At 36.7% G+C, this 16,412-nt stretch carries 13 protein-coding genes; 8 read left to right on the top strand and 5 right to left on the bottom strand.

Going from position 1 to position 16,412, the window contains the following annotated elements; genetic code table 11:
• Nucleotides 1–94 precede the first annotated feature (94 nt).
• The 4 genes from ACPF9A_RS18380 to ACPF9A_RS18365 all read right to left on the bottom strand — a co-directional run bounded on the left by ACPF9A_RS18380 (nucleotide 95) and on the right by ACPF9A_RS18365 (nucleotide 6,081).
• Entirely contained in the window at nucleotides 95–2,290 is a 2,196-nt protein-coding gene (locus tag ACPF9A_RS18380; RefSeq protein ID WP_423999218.1) for a PepSY domain-containing protein, read from the bottom strand.
• An 841-nt stretch (nucleotides 2,291–3,131) separates the two neighbouring features.
• Nucleotides 3,132–3,617 (bottom strand): DUF2271 domain-containing protein, encoded by a 486-nt coding sequence (locus tag ACPF9A_RS18375; RefSeq protein ID WP_423999216.1) that lies wholly within the window; start codon nucleotides 3,615–3,617, stop codon nucleotides 3,132–3,134.
• 51 nt (nucleotides 3,618–3,668) lie between these two features.
• Nucleotides 3,669–5,171, bottom strand: a complete 1,503-nt coding sequence (locus ACPF9A_RS18370) for an ankyrin repeat domain-containing protein (RefSeq protein WP_423999214.1) — start codon at nucleotides 5,169–5,171, stop codon at nucleotides 3,669–3,671.
• 4 nt (nucleotides 5,172–5,175) lie between these two features.
• Entirely contained in the window at nucleotides 5,176–6,081 is a 906-nt protein-coding gene (locus tag ACPF9A_RS18365) for a DUF6607 family protein (protein WP_423999212.1), read from the bottom strand.
• A gap of 166 nt (nucleotides 6,082–6,247) precedes the next feature.
• On the opposite strand from ACPF9A_RS18365, the gene ACPF9A_RS18360 reads away from it, so the two are divergent.
• The 6 genes from ACPF9A_RS18360 (at nucleotide 6,248) to ACPF9A_RS18335 (ending at nucleotide 13,464) form a co-directional block, all read left to right on the top strand.
• Complete coding sequence (locus ACPF9A_RS18360; RefSeq protein WP_423999210.1) at nucleotides 6,248–8,311, top strand: TonB-dependent receptor plug domain-containing protein; 2,064 nt, start codon at nucleotides 6,248–6,250, stop codon at nucleotides 8,309–8,311.
• A gap of 37 nt (nucleotides 8,312–8,348) precedes the next feature.
• The gene (locus ACPF9A_RS18355; protein WP_423999208.1) at nucleotides 8,349–8,975 is read left to right on the top strand and encodes an HmuY family protein; all 627 of its coding nucleotides are present in this window, start codon (nucleotides 8,349–8,351) and stop codon (nucleotides 8,973–8,975) included.
• Nucleotides 8,976–9,209: 234 nt separating this feature from the next.
• On the top strand, nucleotides 9,210–10,820 hold the full coding sequence (locus ACPF9A_RS18350) for a S41 family peptidase (protein ID WP_423999206.1): 1,611 nt from the start codon (nucleotides 9,210–9,212) through the stop codon (nucleotides 10,818–10,820).
• Between the two features lie 103 nt (nucleotides 10,821–10,923).
• The gene (locus ACPF9A_RS18345) at nucleotides 10,924–11,436 is read left to right on the top strand and encodes a peroxiredoxin family protein (protein ID WP_423999204.1); all 513 of its coding nucleotides are present in this window, start codon (nucleotides 10,924–10,926) and stop codon (nucleotides 11,434–11,436) included.
• Between the two features lie 68 nt (nucleotides 11,437–11,504).
• Nucleotides 11,505–12,170, top strand: a complete 666-nt coding sequence (locus tag ACPF9A_RS18340; RefSeq protein WP_423999202.1) for a DUF6624 domain-containing protein — start codon at nucleotides 11,505–11,507, stop codon at nucleotides 12,168–12,170.
• 97 nt (nucleotides 12,171–12,267) lie between these two features.
• Entirely contained in the window at nucleotides 12,268–13,464 is a 1,197-nt protein-coding gene (locus ACPF9A_RS18335; RefSeq protein WP_423997793.1) for an IS256 family transposase, read from the top strand.
• 355 nt (nucleotides 13,465–13,819) lie between these two features.
• On the opposite strand, the gene ACPF9A_RS18330 is transcribed toward ACPF9A_RS18335, so the two are convergent.
• The gene (locus ACPF9A_RS18330) at nucleotides 13,820–14,875 is read right to left on the bottom strand and encodes an IS110 family transposase (protein WP_423999200.1); all 1,056 of its coding nucleotides are present in this window, start codon (nucleotides 14,873–14,875) and stop codon (nucleotides 13,820–13,822) included.
• A gap of 124 nt (nucleotides 14,876–14,999) precedes the next feature.
• On the opposite strand from ACPF9A_RS18330, the gene ACPF9A_RS18325 reads away from it, so the two are divergent.
• Nucleotides 15,000–15,716, top strand: a complete 717-nt coding sequence (locus tag ACPF9A_RS18325; RefSeq protein WP_423999198.1) for a hypothetical protein — start codon at nucleotides 15,000–15,002, stop codon at nucleotides 15,714–15,716.
• Between the two features lie 278 nt (nucleotides 15,717–15,994).
• Entirely contained in the window at nucleotides 15,995–16,384 is a 390-nt protein-coding gene (locus tag ACPF9A_RS18320; protein WP_423999197.1) for a hypothetical protein, read from the top strand.
• The last annotated feature ends 28 nt before the right edge of the window (nucleotides 16,385–16,412 follow it).

Here is a 16,412-nt window from a genome sequence, read left to right as displayed (position 1 = left end):
TAGTGAAGTAACCTGTTTGTTGGTAGCCTAAAACTCACTTGGTGTAGAAATTTGGCAGATTGCTTCGTCGCGAAAATGCTCCTCGAAAAGACGACTAATAACAATCTGTCTTCAGCTGGTCGCTTTTTTCGAAAGCATCAAAAGTGATGGTTTGGTTTCCTTTTAGTACTTTTTCAATGACGTCTAGAACATCATGTTGCATGGCTAATGATCCGCAAATCATAATTGTACCTTTTTGATTGATTGTTTCCAAAACCAAATCCTTTTGCTCCAAAATGGCATCTTGAACATATTGCTTTTCACCCTCTCTTGAGAAAGAGGTGAATATTTTTAAATTTTCACGATTTGAGGCTGTTTTTTCAAAATTAGAAGCATAGACCTCCATAGAAGCTTTTTTACGCCCTCCCCAGAACAGCGATATATTCTGAGTTGTATTTTCTGAAATCATTCCTAAAAACGGAGCTATGCCGGTGCCATTTGAGATGAAAATTGAATTTTTTGAATTTTCCGGAAAATGGAAATGTTCGTTTCGGTCTATGGCAGCTTTTATAGTTTCACCAACATTTAATCCGAAGAGAAAATTAGAACCTCTCCCCAATTCGTGTTTTTTAATACTTAATAAAATTTCATCTTCAATTCTAGCAATTGAATATTGACGAACCGTTTCATCTGCATTTGGAAAAATAGCTAACAGATCTCCCGATGTAAACTCAATTTTAGATTGTGGTTTCAGTCTCAACAAAAAAGTATCATCACAATTCAATTCTGTTCGTTGAACAACGTCGAAGTCAATTTTCTTGTATCTCTTTTTCTTAACAAGTGGTCTTTCTACAGAAATCGTGAATCCGACTTTAGTAGTGTATTGAATTAACCACAGTTCAAAAGAATCGAAATCGGACTTGTTAATTTTAAAAAGTGGCAACTGCTGTTGAAAATTTTCAGCTTCTGATAATTGATTATCAAGTTCGATCGCGAACTGACAATAATCGGGATAATCTAAAGAACCGAAACCAATGACCGAAAAATCAATTTTATTCGGCTGCTGGATCTTAGAAAATAAAGCAGGAAATTTACGTGCATTCGTTGGTGGTTCTCCTTCTCCGTAAGTAGAAGTAAATACGATGATATTCGTCGCCTTAGGGTAAGTGGTGTATGTATTAAGTTCCGTCAAGTAAACGTTCTTTCCAACTTTTGTCAATCCGTTATAAAATCGCTGTGCAAAATCGAATGCCGTACCACTCTCCGACCCTACTAAAATTATATATTCACATTCATCTTTATCTAATACCTGGGCTATTCGTTTTCCTTTCCTTCTACGCCTCAAAGTCATTACGAAGCCTGAATACATAAAAAATAAAATGGAAGCACTTGCAAGTAAGAGTATAATAGACCAAATGACATTACCTTCACCCGTATGTAATACCAAACTTAACCGCGATGCCAATGTCACAAAAGGATAATTGCCACTACGTACTATAGCTCCGGTTTGCTGATTCACCGTTACTTCCCTATCCTGCAAGGCTATTACGTAATATTCTTCGGGATCATCTGAAAATGGGAATTCTACCTCTCGAATTTCTGCTAAGGTTGTCTCCTTAAAAAAAGGAATGGCCTTTATATTTTCGTAAACCTCAGCGTTATCATTAATAGTAGATTGTTGTTGCGCTACAATAGCATCAGGCAGTAGATTAAACTTTTCGGCAGATAAATAAACTCCGGTTAGGGCAAGAATTACAATAGGAATAAAGAACCAACGACTTAACACCACGTGGTATCGTAATTCAAAATAATCTTTCTGGACTTTAGAGAATAATTTCAAGAATCCGCCTTGGCGCTTAGCTAACAAAACTAAGCCTGTAATGGCAATTATTGCTAAGAGTAATGAAATAAGACCAACAAAGAAACGACCTATACTTTTTAAGAATAATGATCGGTGTACATTAGTCGCGAAGGTATAAATGTACAGACGCTCTTTTACTTCACCCAACTGCTCACCCGTAATGGGATTCACATAGACATCTAAAGTTTCCATATCCATCGTCAGTACTGAAGCCTTTACGAATCCTGATGATTCTACTTCTAAGCCTAAAACTTCGTCATAGGTATTCTTTAAAGCATCGATAGTAATAGCCAATGACACCTCTTCTAAATTTTCTACCGCATAGCCTTTTGATTGGTGAGAAATGGGTTCAACCGCCAAAATGATTCCCGTAACAGAAGCCACTATTAAGAATAGCGAGGATACCAGGGCAAGCGTAAGATGGCTATAGCGCCAAATAGAAATTGTCATTTGAATTGTTGAAATTTGTATTCTTAATTTATTTAAAAACTTCCAGAATGCGTGTACTAAGTCATTCTGGAAGAGTGATTGTGATTGTAAAAATAAACACACTAATTAATAAAACGTTATTACGAACAAAGTGAAGTAATCTGCTTGTTGCTAGCCGAAAACTAACATGCGGCTTTTATTCAACAGATTGCTTCGTCGCGAAAGGCTCCTCGCAAAGACGTTTTCAATTAAACCAAAATGTCATTTCGAGAGAAGTCGAGAACTCTTAAGTTAGTATCTCACAAACCTTGCATTTCGACTGCGCTCAATGTGACATGTAAACTATAAATCGTCACAATGTAATCCACTCTTGGTAACCAAAAAACCACAAGCCACCTAAATTGAGCAGATTGCTTCGTCGCGAAAAGCTCCTCGCAAAGACGTCTTCAATTATACCTAATGTCATTTCGAGCGTAGTCGAGAACTCTTAAGTTAGTATCTCAATAACCTTGCATTTCGCCTGCGCTCAATGTGACATGTAAACTATAAATCGTCACAAAGTAATCCACTCTTGGCAACCAAAAAACCACAAACCACCTAAATTAAGCAGATTGCTTCGTCGCTAAAGGCTCCTCGCAAAGACGTTTTCAATTAAACCAAAATGTCATTTCGAGAGAAGTCGAGAACTCTTAAGTTAGTATCTCACAAACCTTGCATTTCGACTGCGCTCAATGTGACATGCTAACATCAAAAACGTCATTACGAACAAAGTGAAGTAATCTCTTTATTGGTAGCTGAGAACTCATACGGTATCTAAATTTCACAGATTGCTTCGTCGCAAAGACGTCTTCAATTACAATTATTACTGAGGCAGCATACGTACGTAACGAATGAATCCTTTACCTTCTACTTTAGTTGTTAAGTTTGCTGTTGTCAACGGAAATTGAATATCATCTGCATAATACCCTTGATCCTCAACAGAAGTTTCAAAACGAAGGCTATACCCCTTATCTATTTTATCCGTAGGAATTTGCAAAACATTTAATGCACGTTCTCCGCCACTGATGGTCTCACCAGAAATAGCATCTATATTCGGGCGATTTTTTCCGTAGAACTTCCACCATTCTGTAATCTCACTGTACCATTCACTGTCTTTACCTTGCACATAAATAGTCTCTACATATTGATTATCGGCATCGACGATAGAAACGATCAAATAGGCACCTTCGCCAGCATAATTTGTTAATTGAATAAGACACTTTACAGGCGTTTTATCTAACGGTGTGAAGGCTGTTAATAAAGACCCGACCAATAGCACTGCCGGAATGTATTTTAAAAATCTTTTCATCTATAATAAGTTTATAATCTAATAAATATGTAATGTTATCAGTTAATTCGATTATTGCTTTAAAAAATCTAGCGATGTGTTCCCTTTCTGCAACACCTCGTTCTCACTTGCCAAATCGTATACCGTTTCTTCAAAATCAGTTGTACTCTTTACGTCTGCACCTTTAGTTAACAGGAATTTAAGTAACTTATCATTCTCAGCTTTCATAGCCGCTAAATGCAACGCCGTTACCCCTTCATCATTCTTAGCATTGATATCGATATTAAAATCAGACACTTTTTTCAATAAATCAAGGTCATTTTTCTTAGCTGCCACGTGGTACAAAGTGTTCCCTTCGCCTTGAACAGTATCAAATTTTAATCCTTTAGATTTCAACAATGCCAATTTCGCATCAAAAGCAGCAGCATTTCTTTTGCTGAATGAATCTGCCAAGTAAAAAGCCGCAGTATTTCCGGTAGCATCTTTTGCATTGATTTCTGCGCCTTTGTCTATTAGAAATGCTACAACATCTGCAGTATTATCATGAGCCGCAAGCATAAGTGCAGTTTCTCCACTATTATTGGCTGCATTGATATTCGTTACATTTTTAGCTAATAATTGAACTATAGCAAGTTCGTTTCTAGCAGCAGCATTTAAAAACGGAGTATCACCCTCTTCATCTGCCTGATTTACATCTGCGCCAGCTTTAAGAAAAAGCTCAAAAATAGCAGCGTCTTTATTTCCCGAGGCTAAATTATGTAATGGCGTACTACCATTTTTCTGTACAATATTAGGTTCCAAACCTAGACCTTTTAAATAGGTATAAACAGGTAGATCATTACTGAATCCGCGTCCGCCTTGAGAAGCGAACATAAAAGCATTACCACCATTATTGTTTAACGATTTATAATCAACGCCCTTCTCGACCAGCAATTTTAGAAAATCGATATTTCCTTTTTTAGAAGCGTAATTGAAAATTCCGTTGCCGTCATTATCCTTACTATCTAAAGCAAGACCTTTACTTAAAAAGAAATCTAATTCTTTTTCGTTCTTTAAAGAAGCTGCGGCTAACAATAATACGTTAGCACCATGTTCATTCTTCTCTTCAGCCAAATTCACACCTTTCTTTTCGAAAGCATTATAAACGGCAGGGTTTGTAAGTCCCGCATTCGCACCAAAAGCAAGCGGAGTAAAACGATGACTATCTAACGCAGTTACCGAAGCACCATTATCTAATAAATATTGAACCAATTCGGCATCGCCAGAATAACTGGCCCAATGTAAATAGATACGGCTATCATGGGTTTTCTTATCTACACCATTACCTTCTAAAGAAAGCAAGTACTTTATTACCGAGGTATCTGCCTTAGAGGTAATTGCCAATGTAGTAGCGTCAAAAGCATTATCGTCAAATGCCGTTGGATCGTTACCCTCTGCTATCTTTTGTTTTACGGCCGCAACATTTGGATTGCTTTTCCAGAAACTACGATCTAATAATTCATTCTTTTGCTGTGCAATACCTGAGAAGCTAATAAGCAACAGTGCGGCAAGGGCTATTTTACTTATAATTTTCATATTCTTATTTTTTAACGAATGATTCAATTACTTCTTCAATTTCATCTTCTTGATCATACTCTTCATCAAAAAGATATTTATACAATACTTTATTATCTACTTTCTCTTCTAAAGACAAGTCTTTATTACGACCATAAACAGCATCCCACTTAGAACGTACAATGGTCCATTTCTCCGTATTTTCTTTCCACCAAGCAGCAGCAGCGGCACATTTACTATCGTCAACCTTTACATACGTGTTATAGCCTTTTTCTTTCGCAAGCATAACATCTGGTTTACCAGCTTCGCGAATAACCTTAGTATTATCTTGATCATGTAGCCAACCGTAACTAGTAATCTCGTGACGGTTACCTCTTGCTGTTAAGTTATAATCACTTCTGGTGGTATACTCACGTCGTGGTAAGGGCGCATCGGCAGAATTTTCCCAATAGCTTTTACCATCTACATGCACCCAAGAAGAGGAACCTTCGTACCGCGGACTATCATCTACCTGAAACACTTTCTGTGTCCACTGTCCTTTTACATTATCAGCTGGTAGCTTTTTAAATGTCCATGAATTATCGGCATTATAAGAATATAGGTCGGTGTTCTCGAACAACCAATCTTGTCTCCAATGCTTTACAATATATGGCTCTGCCGGGCTACCTACTTGTAATAAATGTTGAATAGAAATTTTATCTTCTTCATCTGCTATAAGCTCTGCCCACTCTAACCCTTTATCAACTTTGGTTTCAGAGGGCTTATATAAAGAATCTGTACTATAATTAAAGGTTTCTGCGAAGTTAAACGTCACTTCATAGCAACCACACATGCTTTTTATAGCCTCACGGTCTTTCTTCTTTTTATCTTTTTGAGAAAAGGCACTTATAGTAAAAACTAGTGCCAGGATAATAATACTGGGTGTTTTCATAAGGTAAAGATTTATTGTTTTTAGGTTCGAGGACAAAAATAGTTATTTTTATTTATTCTAAATAAGAATAAACTATATATTTGCTCCGTATTAAGAATAATTCTAAATAAGAATAATGCGATTTTTGTTTGCCACATGTTCCCTACTTATCTGCTGTCAATTTACAATGGCACAAAGCCAGACTGAAAATGCTAATGACTCCATCTTATCGCAGCAATTAGATGAAGTAATAGTCACCGCAACTAGAACCCAACGCCAATTATCATCTTTACCCCTGCCTGTTACTTTAGTAGGAAGAAAGCAAATTGTAAAATCGGGCACGGTTCGTTTAAACGAAATACTAAATGAGCAAACAGGTATTATAACCGTAGCTGATGAAAGCGGATTTCAAGGTGTGCAAATACAAGGCATAGCATCCGATTATATTCTTATACTAATCGACGGTGTTCCGCTAGTTGGTAGAAGTGCCGGTAATTTTGATTTAAGCCGACTTACCGTTGGTAATATCAAACAGATCGAAGTAGTCAAAGGTCCCGCAAGCAGTTTATATGGGTCTGAAGCTTTGGGCGGAGTAATCAATATCATCACGGAAAAACCTACCACTGAAGCTTTGAACGGTAATGCATCCTATAGAATAGGAAGTTTTACCCAACAGGATATCAATATTGATCTGAAACAAGGATTTAAAAAGTTTCGCTACGGATTTTTTGCAAACCGATTTTCATCCAACGGATATGACCTAAATGAAGATACAGAAGGGCAAACCGTAAATCCGTTTACGAACTATACTTTAAACGGAAGGGTGTATTATGATTTTAATGATAAACTATCCCTATTCACATCTGGGCGGTTTTATGACCAAAATCAAGATGCAGGTTTCACCCTAGACAGTATAGAATACGAAGGCGATACCAAAGAACGCGAATGGAACGCACATGCAAGACTAGACCATAAATGGACCCCAAATCTTACTATGGCTTATGAGCTGTACTATACCAATTACGTTACCACCGAATTATTGGCAGACCCCATCTCAACCGATGTACTTAGTGATAGCGATTTTAACCAGCAACTATTTCGACCAGAGGTTCGTGGTAGCTATTCATTTTCATCTTCAAACGACCATACTATTGGGTTCCAAAACGGAACTTTAACCGCAGGGCTGGGACTACAAGTTGATGAATTAGACAGAACCTATTTTGATGAAACAGTTAATTTCACGTCTGAATACGTATATGCACAGTACGATTTTAACCCTATTGAAAAATTAAATGTTATTGCCGGTGCCAGGTTTGACAATCACTCTGAATATAACAATCAATTCAGTCCGAAATTAGCTTTGCGTTATCAAGTAACCGACAACCTATCTATTAAAGGATCTGTAGGCTACGGCTTTAAAGCACCAGATTTTAGGCAGCTCTATTTTGACTTCACCAATTCTGCGGTTGGCTATACCGTATTAGGTTATAACGTGGCTCTAGATAAATTACAAGAATTAGAAGCGCAAGACCAAATTCTTAGTGTGCTTGTTACCGAAGATGACCTTAGTAAACCCTTAGAAGCAGAAAGTTCTATTGGCTACAATTTGGGTTTTAATCTAAAGCACGGTCGCGGTAACACCGAAGTAAATTTCTTTAGAAATGATTTTAAAAATTTAATAGATACCCGCATTATTGCCCGTAAAACCAACGGACAAAATGTGTTCAGTTACATGAATTTTGATGAAATATACACTACAGGTTTCGAAATCAACTCTGGCTATAAACTAACGAACGACCTAAATATAAGTGCTGGATACCAACTACTTTATGCCTTTGACAAACAGAAGAAACGAGATGTCGCAGACAATCAAGTATTCGTACGCGATGCAACAAACGGGCAATCGGTCGTATTATCACAATCTGACTATTTTGGGTTGGTCAACCGCTCTCGCCACAACGCTAATTTTAAGGTTTACTATGATATACCTAAGGCAAACACCAATGTAAATATGCGTGTATTGTACCGCAGTAAATATGCGCAATTTGACACCAACGGAAACGGACTCATAGATAGTTTTGACTCCAGTTTCATAGATGGGTACGTCACCGTAAACGCTGCGATAAGTAAAACATTTTATCAAGATTTTACACTACAGGTAGGTGCCAATAACCTTTTGGACTATACCGATAACAATATCCCGACGATGCCGGGAATTCAAGCATACATAAAACTTAATTATCAATTCTAACCCACCTGACAACGCGCAGGTTTTAATCACATTTACCATGACGAAGAACATTTTAGCAGTAGTATTTTTAGCGGTGACACTCGCTTCTTGTAGCAACGATGATGACAGTACACCAGCAGAACCAATACAAACCGAAACGGTGAGCAATCTATATGCTCCACAAACAGGAGGACAAGGACAACCTGTTGGCGGAGCGTTTACAAAGTTTGATTTTGAAACAGGTTTAGAGACCACAAGCGACACCGAGTGGGATGTTGCATTTAGAGGTAGCACTATTGCCATTAACGGTGGCGCCGTAACAGGTACCGAAGATGAACCAGAAAGAAACGGTAATGTTGGTGTAGCCGAAGTAACAGGTACTTTGGCAAGTGTAACCACAGCAGACGGACTCACTTTTAACCAAGATGCCGACGCATCATTTGCAATAGCAACAGGTAGTGATAATGGCTGGTACAACTATGCAGGCGACCCAACTCATTTAATTACACCTATACCAGGTAAAGTGTTTGTATTTAGAACTACAGCTGGCAATTACGCCAAAGTAGAGATTATTAGCTATTATGAAAACGCCCCTGCAGCACCAAATGCGTTTACAGATGCTACACCATATTACACCTTCAACTATGTATATAACCCTAACGAAGGGGAAACGTCTTTTGAGTAGTTTATTTTTTTAATTTAATTTGTTTATAAAAGCTCGTCTGTAAAGACGGGCTTTTTTTTGTTTTGTGAATACGACTTGTTAATACAGTTTAAAACTAGTAAGAGTTTTCTTCAAATGTAATTTGGTATATTGCTGATATAAAAGATATATATAACATATGTTCTATATATCTCATATTGGCAGGATATATAACATATGTTATATATTTAGTTGTTACCTGCAAGCTGAAAAAAAATGAAAAAAATAATTATCTTATTATTAATTGGAACAATATTCAACTCCTGTGGGGTCTTTTTACAAAATACTGGAGTTAAAAACTATTCACCAAAGGAAAAAATATCTCAAAATGGAATTAATAAATATCAATATGATTTTATTTATTTGAGCAGAATATTAAACGAAGGTTTTCCTGAAATCGATAGTGTTTTTCCAAAAACGGATAGAAACATTCAGGAGAAACAAACATTTGATAACTTATCCAAAAGCGATATAGATAATCTCGATTTTATTGTTCAAGCTAGAAAATACCTGTCCAATCTAAAAAATCAACACACCACAATTTATCTAAAATCCTATTTTGAAAAGGTCTACCCATTTGTAATTCATATTTTTGAAGATAATTGGTATTTAATAAGTATCGACCGCAAAAAAGACAGTTTGCTTCTTAGAAAAAGAATCAGAAATATCAACGGAATACCAACTGACGAAATTGAAAAAAAATTAATTGATTTTACCTTCGCTGAAAATAAAATCAATCAACAATATGAAATAAGAAACAAACAATTTTACAATAAACCTGAGTATTTGAAGGCTATAAACGTCATCGCTCAAAAAACAGAAAGCATAACTATTACTTTTGAAGATAATTCTGTTGTTAATCTTGTACCGACTTCAACAGACAAAGAGATTGTCGCCAATACCATTAAAATTAAAGAAAATAAAATAACCAAATTTCAAAATGAAACTTATCTATATAAAATATATCAGGATAAAAAATTAGGGTATCTACAGTTTAACAAATGTCACGACAAAATAGATATTTTGGACGGTATAGAAAGTTATGTAAAACCTTGGTTGCAACCAATAGCAAGAAGTTATGCGAAAAAACAATTTAAAAAAGAAAAACCTTCCAAAAGAATAGCACCTTACTACAATCCAAAGTATCCAGTATTTAAAGATTTTGTTTGGGAACTCATAGACAGCCTTAATAGCAATAACATTCATAATCTAGTTATTGACTTAAGAAATAACCCAGGTGGAAATTTAACGCTCGGAATCCAATTAATGTACTTTTTAACCGATAAAAAAGACCTAAAAGGATTTTCGGAATATGCATATACTTCCGAAATATATAAAAGCTATTTCCCAGATGAATATCAGAGCTTGAAAGAAAAGCACCCAAATGGTGTGCCTCAAAACAAACTGATTTTAAAAGAGAAAAATCTAAACCTGTTTAATGAAATTACTGATAGTACATCAAACTATTTTGTTCCTGAAAATCATCCTATTTTCAGGGGAGACATCTATATTCTTTCAAACTATAGAACGGGCAGCGCAGCAGCAATGCTGACAACTTTATTTCAGGACAATGGAATTGGTAAAGTGATTGGAACAAGCGTAGGAAATAATCCAATTGGAGCAACAACATATACACCTATGAAATTACCAAAAACAAAAGCCGATATTTCAATAGCAACAACATATATCGAAAGACCAAATAAATCACAAGGAAAATATCAAATACCCGATTATTGGATTGAATACTCTATAGAAGATTTAGAAAGTGGAATAGACCCATATTGGGAAAAAGTACAAGAGTTAATCACGAAAAAAGCCAGCAGGTAACAGTTTGTATAATGCATATGCTCCCTTTGGGAAGCAAACGCACCATACAAGAGACGTTGTAAAACATTTACCAAAAATTAAACAAAACTGAAAAATTTAACCAATGAAAGAAAAATTAATCATTTTGCTTTTATCATTTACATCAATAATATTTAGTCAAGAAAACCGTCAAATATCGGAAAATGAACTAGCCAAAGACTTTACAGTAAATATGATTAATGGAGAAATAATAAAACTATCCGATTTAAAAGGCAAAGTAGTGCTATTAAATTTTTGGGCGACTTGGTGCAAGCCTTGTTTAGAAGAGTTTGAAAAAATCCCAATAGAAATACTAAAGCCTTTTGAAAATAAAAATTTCATTTTTTTACCTATTTCTTCAGGAGAAAACGAAACTAAGGTTGTACGTAAAATGGAGAGGTTAAAAGAAAAGGGAATTGAATTCAATACCGGTATTGACAAGGATAAAATAATCGCTAATAAGTTTGAGGTTAAATCTATTCCAAAAAGTTATATCATAGACCAAAATGGAAAAATTTACCACATTAGCGAAGGTTATTCACTAAATGAATTGAGAAAAACTGCAGAAAAAATTGAAAAGCTACTGGATACAAAGTAAGTTGCAAAAAATACTCACTTATATCGTAAATCTAGATTTTTCGTTTAAACTAAAAAATAGAAATAATTATGAAAAAAAGCTATCTTATTATAATCAGTTTTATTTTATTCAATTGCAAACCAAATTCAATTTCTGAGTCTAAAAAGAAAGAAATTATTTCTGAATTAAACTCTATAAAAGAAATTGACCAGAAATATGCAGGGCTACCACCAAAAGAATTAATAGAAAATTATGGAAACAAAAAAGCTTGGGAAATTTTCGAAATCCGAAAAGATAGTGTTCGACTCCTGAACCAAGGCAAAATAAAAAAACTGTATGAGGAATATGGTTATTTAGGTTATAATAAAATTGGAAAAGAGGCGTCACATGATTTTTGGATATCTATACAACATGCGGACAATGACATTCAATTTCAGAGGAAAATGCTAGGAGAATTAAAAAAAGAAATGTTAAAAAATAATGCAAGTAAATCGCAATACGCTCTGCTTGAAGACAGAGTAAATGTGAATAGTGGTGAAAAACAAAGATTTGGAACTCAAGTAACATATAATTCATACGGGCAAGCAATACCAAAAAATGGATTAATCGATTCCTTAAATGTCGAAAAATTAAGAAAGGAATTTAACTTGCCAACTTTTCGTGAATATTATAACGAAATGACTACAAATCATTTTGAAATGAATATGACAAATATGCTCAAAAGAGGGGTTATGGAACCCAAACTTTATGAATAAAAACGTTTTACAAAGGACTATCTCATAAAGTGTGTAAATAAAAAAATAGCGGGGGCATGCCCCCGCTATTTTTTTAACTTTAAATTTTCACACCATTATGAAGAAAGAGGAATTATTCAACGATGAGTTCTTAAAACAGTTCAAGACCGGTGACGAGCTGAACGGTTTTCTGAAAGAACTCCAAAAACGTGGTATCGAGAAGATGCTGGAAGGCGAGCTTGACGGCCACCTCGATTATGACAAACATGGAAAGGCCAGGAACGGGAACACACGTAACGGCCATTCGACCAAAAAAGTCCGTACCTCCTTCGGGGAATCAAGGATCGCGGTGCCAAGGGACAGGGATGCCAGTTTCAACCCCATGATCGTGCCCAAGCGCGGTAATATGGTCGACGGTATCGAGAACGTGATCGTATCGCTCTATGCCAAGGGAATGAGCAACAGCGATATCGAAGAGCAGATACGGGAGGTCTACAACTTCGATATCTCCACATCCACCATATCGAGGATAACCGACAAGATCTCCGGGGACATCGTCGCTTGGCAGAACAGGCCATTGGAACCGATATACCTTATCGTCTGGATGGACGGGATCGTGTTCAAGGTACGCGAGAACTCGAAGGTCATCAACAAAACGGTCTATATCGCGGTAGGATTGCGCAGGGACGGTAAGAAAGAGGTCCTTGGGCTTTGGTTGGGCAAGAACGAGTCCGCCGCTTTTTGGATGAGCGTACTGACCGATATACGCGCCCGTGGCACCGAGGACATCCTGATAACCGCAACCGATAATCTGAACGGGTTCACCCAGACCATCAAGAACGTGTTCCCCGAATCCAAGACCCAGATATGTGTGGTGCATCAAATAAGGAATGCCTGTAGGTACGTTGTCTGGAAGGACAAAAAAGCCTTTACAACAGATATGAAACTTATCTACAACGCACCTACACAAGCTGCGGCGAAGGCCGCCCTAAAGGACTTTGCGGACAAATGGGAAGGGAAGTACTCCTATGCCGTCAAAAGCTGGAGGGACAACTGGGACGAGCTTACCGTGTTCTTCGAGTTCCCCATCGAGATCAGGAAAATAATCTATACCACCAACCTTATCGAGAACCTGAACGGCAAGATCAGGAAGTACACCAAGAACAAGCTGTCCTTCCCGACGGACGATGCCGTGATGAAATCCGTATATTTGGCGGTAAGGGAGGCCACCAAAAAGTGGTCGATGCCTGTAAGGAACTGGGGCATAATCCTAAATCAGTTCCTGACGATCTATGAAAAAAGGGTCAGACTTTAGATAAAAGTCCAACCCCTGTTATTTTTAACTTACACAGTTAATGGGATAGTGTCTTTTACAACAAAGCCTCCTATGAAAAGCCTTAGTCCAGTTTCTTAAAGTTAATTAATATTTTCTTTTTTGCCTTAAACCACCTTTTTTTCTTTTAATATAACTTGCTCGTACTCCTATGTGTGATCGGTTCGAAACTTGAAACGTCACCGGCATCTGTATGATTATAAATTATAATAAAACCGGTCACTTGCTAAAAATGTGATCCTAAATAGTACAGGTCACGGGTTTTGTTTTGTGATACGGTTCTCACTACTATATTAGAGCTTTGTTATGATTTTTATTTTGTTAGTTTTTCTACTTATTATTCAATGACCCCAATGGTATATGGAACTTCTGTTTTAATTACCGCCAAGGTTCTACTTAGTAGCTTTCTAGCTACTTTGACAATGATACTTTTTACGTTCTTGCCTTGATGTTTACGATAGTAGGCCTGCATTACGGGGTCTGCACGTATCGCTTGCCAAGATGCCTCTACAAAATAACTTCTCAATAAGCGGTTTGCACGTGGGGTCATTCCCATTGTCCTTTGACTGTTTCCGCTTTGATACATACTTGGTGCCAGACCTACGTAACCTGCCAAATGTTTAATGTTGTTGAAACGTCTTAAATCCCCCAGTTCACATAATATGCCACAGGCCACGATACCTCCGATACCAGGTATACTTCTCAGTAATAGATAATCCTTCTTATAATTCACTTTACAGTACCTTCTTAGCTGTGTGGACACATCGCGAAGCTCTTGGTCCACAAAACGGAAGAAACGCATTCTACTCTCTAATGTGGCCTTCGCCGTTGGGTACTCGAAAATGATATCATCCAACCAATTTCTGTACTTATGGCTCCAATGGTCATTGTCGAACTCTTCAGGTTCCCTGATTCCGAAATACAACAATTGCATCTTTATATAGCTCTTGACCCTTCTGAAATCCTTTACAAGGTCATTTCTGCGTCTGAACAGACTACGAAGTTCTTCACGTTTCCTGTCCGGCACTATGATACTCTGCAATCGGTTATCCTTCAACTCTCTCGCTATCAACTGCGCATCTATCTTATCGGTCTTGGTATGTTTCTCTTTGCCCTTTCTATGAATGTCTGCTGGATTGACTACCAGACTTCGCCAACCGTAACCCTCAAAACAACGATGAGCGTGGTAACCGCAACAACCAGCTTCATAAGCTACGGTAACTTCATACTTCTTGAAATGTTTTGAAACATAACTATGTAATTGCTTTGGGTCGGGCGACATACTGAAAGACTTACCGGCGAACAGATCTGTTGCACAATGTACTTTCCAACTTCGTTTGTGAATATCGATACCAATGTATAACTTCGGGCAAGCAGTTTGTTGAGTGTTCATATCTTATTGTTTTAGAGAACTTTAAAGATACTCGACTTGCTGCTTTTTCATCGATGCTAAACGTAATGCGGACTTTAGGGCTAAATCGAAAGGTCTGTGTATATTTATAAGGTCGCTAAATCTTATGGATTTAGCTTTAGACAAGAAAAGAAAAAGCAAAACCATAAGCTTTAGCTACGTCGGCAGACGGAAACGAAAAGTTTCCTTGCCTCCGCACTACGAGCCCCAACCGTTGCCAACAAGCAGACCAAAATCATCTGAATTGAAAATAAAACAGAATTATTTAAAAGGAAAATCCGCTTTTATAGTTTCATTACTCGTAATCGGAATTACAATTCTGACTGTTTACCTGACTGAAATTAATTTTAACCGAAATCTGACTTCTAATCTATATTTGTCTCTCGGAATTATAGCAACTGCACTTTTTCTATTTATGACTTACGGACTGTATAAAGGAATTAGACTGATTGACGATTTTCCTAAATTTCGGAATTTTAAAACTGGAGATTTAACAGGTAGTGCATCACCAAATATCGATATTCCAAGCATAGAAGTTGGAGACGGAATTGGTGGACTGATTTTATCAATTCTCTTGTGGATTGGAATGTCAATCTTATTCGTTGTATTGCTCATTGTTTTGGAAGTGGTTTTTTGGTTTTCTCTTTTTATAATTTTAGCAATGCTATATTGGATTTTCTTTAGAGCATTAAAATTCGTTTTCAACAAATCAAAAGACACAAAAGGAGATATTGGAATTTCAGCAGTTTACTCGCTGACTTATACTCTACTCTATATTGGCTGGATATTTGGAATCGTTTATCTAACTGAAATAATAAAATAAAGCCAGTTGGCATCACCGTGTAAAGAACATTGCTTATTTTAGTTAAACCGTTTGGTCGTTGCTCGTTTGCTAGCCTCTGATTTTCCGCCGTAAGATCCCCGAATGCAAACACGCAACTTTCCTCATACATTAAACCTTGCCGCTAATTCCCTTCTCATATTCAAACCTTTGTTCTCTCGATCAACCTCTTTTTTTACATTTGCCTCTCTACTTATTATAAAGGACTACAAAATTGACTAATTTGGTTATTTAAAATTTTATTCATCAATATTTAATTTATGCCCTATCAAGATGTATTTCTTATTTTCTGGAAACTAGTAACAGAAAGTGTAGAAGAAGGTAACTTTGCAAAACTAACCATGGCAAAGACCATTGGTAAGCCTAATTTGAGAAATATATTTGTAAGACCAATCTATTCTGAAGATGGTTTTAAAGTCTTGCTTAAATTACGCTACAGATCAAAAGAGACCGAAGATCAAACCGAAGAGCTTACTTTAGATGAAGCTTTTATCATCTTAAAATCTCATCTTAAAACTTCTTTTTTGACAGTAGTATTATTCACCACCACGAAAGATGTGCTTTTTAAAGTCAATAAAAAAGGGGTTGGAAGCTTTACTGAAAATCCGCCAACTTTTAGCGATATTACTCAAGCTAAGATCGACGATTAGAATAGCCGGATAAACAATTTAACGACAG

Source organism: Maribacter sp. IgM3_T14_3 (assembly GCF_049603095.1).
In the GTDB taxonomy this organism is placed as follows: domain Bacteria; phylum Bacteroidota; class Bacteroidia; order Flavobacteriales; family Flavobacteriaceae; genus Maribacter.
This window is presented reverse-complemented; position numbering and strand designations above follow the sequence as displayed.

Bases quoted from the DNA above. Each gene is read 5' to 3' on its own strand.
- ACPF9A_RS18380 (WP_423999218.1), bottom strand. From the start codon at position 2,290: ATGACAATTTCTATTTGGCGCTATAGCCATCTTACGCTTGCCCTGGTA.
- ACPF9A_RS18375 (WP_423999216.1), bottom strand. From the start codon at position 3,617: ATGAAAAGATTTTTAAAATACATTCCGGCAGTGCTATTGGTCGGGTCT.
- ACPF9A_RS18370 (WP_423999214.1), bottom strand. From the start codon at position 5,171: ATGAAAATTATAAGTAAAATAGCCCTTGCCGCACTGTTGCTTATTAGC.
- ACPF9A_RS18365 (WP_423999212.1), bottom strand. From the start codon at position 6,081: ATGAAAACACCCAGTATTATTATCCTGGCACTAGTTTTTACTATAAGT.
- ACPF9A_RS18360 (WP_423999210.1), top strand. From the start codon at position 6,248: ATGGCACAAAGCCAGACTGAAAATGCTAATGACTCCATCTTATCGCAG.
- ACPF9A_RS18355 (WP_423999208.1), top strand. From the start codon at position 8,349: ATGACGAAGAACATTTTAGCAGTAGTATTTTTAGCGGTGACACTCGCT.
- ACPF9A_RS18350 (WP_423999206.1), top strand. From the start codon at position 9,210: ATGAAAAAAATAATTATCTTATTATTAATTGGAACAATATTCAACTCC.
- ACPF9A_RS18345 (WP_423999204.1), top strand. From the start codon at position 10,924: ATGAAAGAAAAATTAATCATTTTGCTTTTATCATTTACATCAATAATA.
- ACPF9A_RS18340 (WP_423999202.1), top strand. From the start codon at position 11,505: ATGAAAAAAAGCTATCTTATTATAATCAGTTTTATTTTATTCAATTGC.
- ACPF9A_RS18335 (WP_423997793.1), top strand. From the start codon at position 12,268: ATGAAGAAAGAGGAATTATTCAACGATGAGTTCTTAAAACAGTTCAAG.
- ACPF9A_RS18330 (WP_423999200.1), bottom strand. From the start codon at position 14,875: ATGAACACTCAACAAACTGCTTGCCCGAAGTTATACATTGGTATCGAT.
- ACPF9A_RS18325 (WP_423999198.1), top strand. From the start codon at position 15,000: ATGGATTTAGCTTTAGACAAGAAAAGAAAAAGCAAAACCATAAGCTTT.
- ACPF9A_RS18320 (WP_423999197.1), top strand. From the start codon at position 15,995: ATGCCCTATCAAGATGTATTTCTTATTTTCTGGAAACTAGTAACAGAA.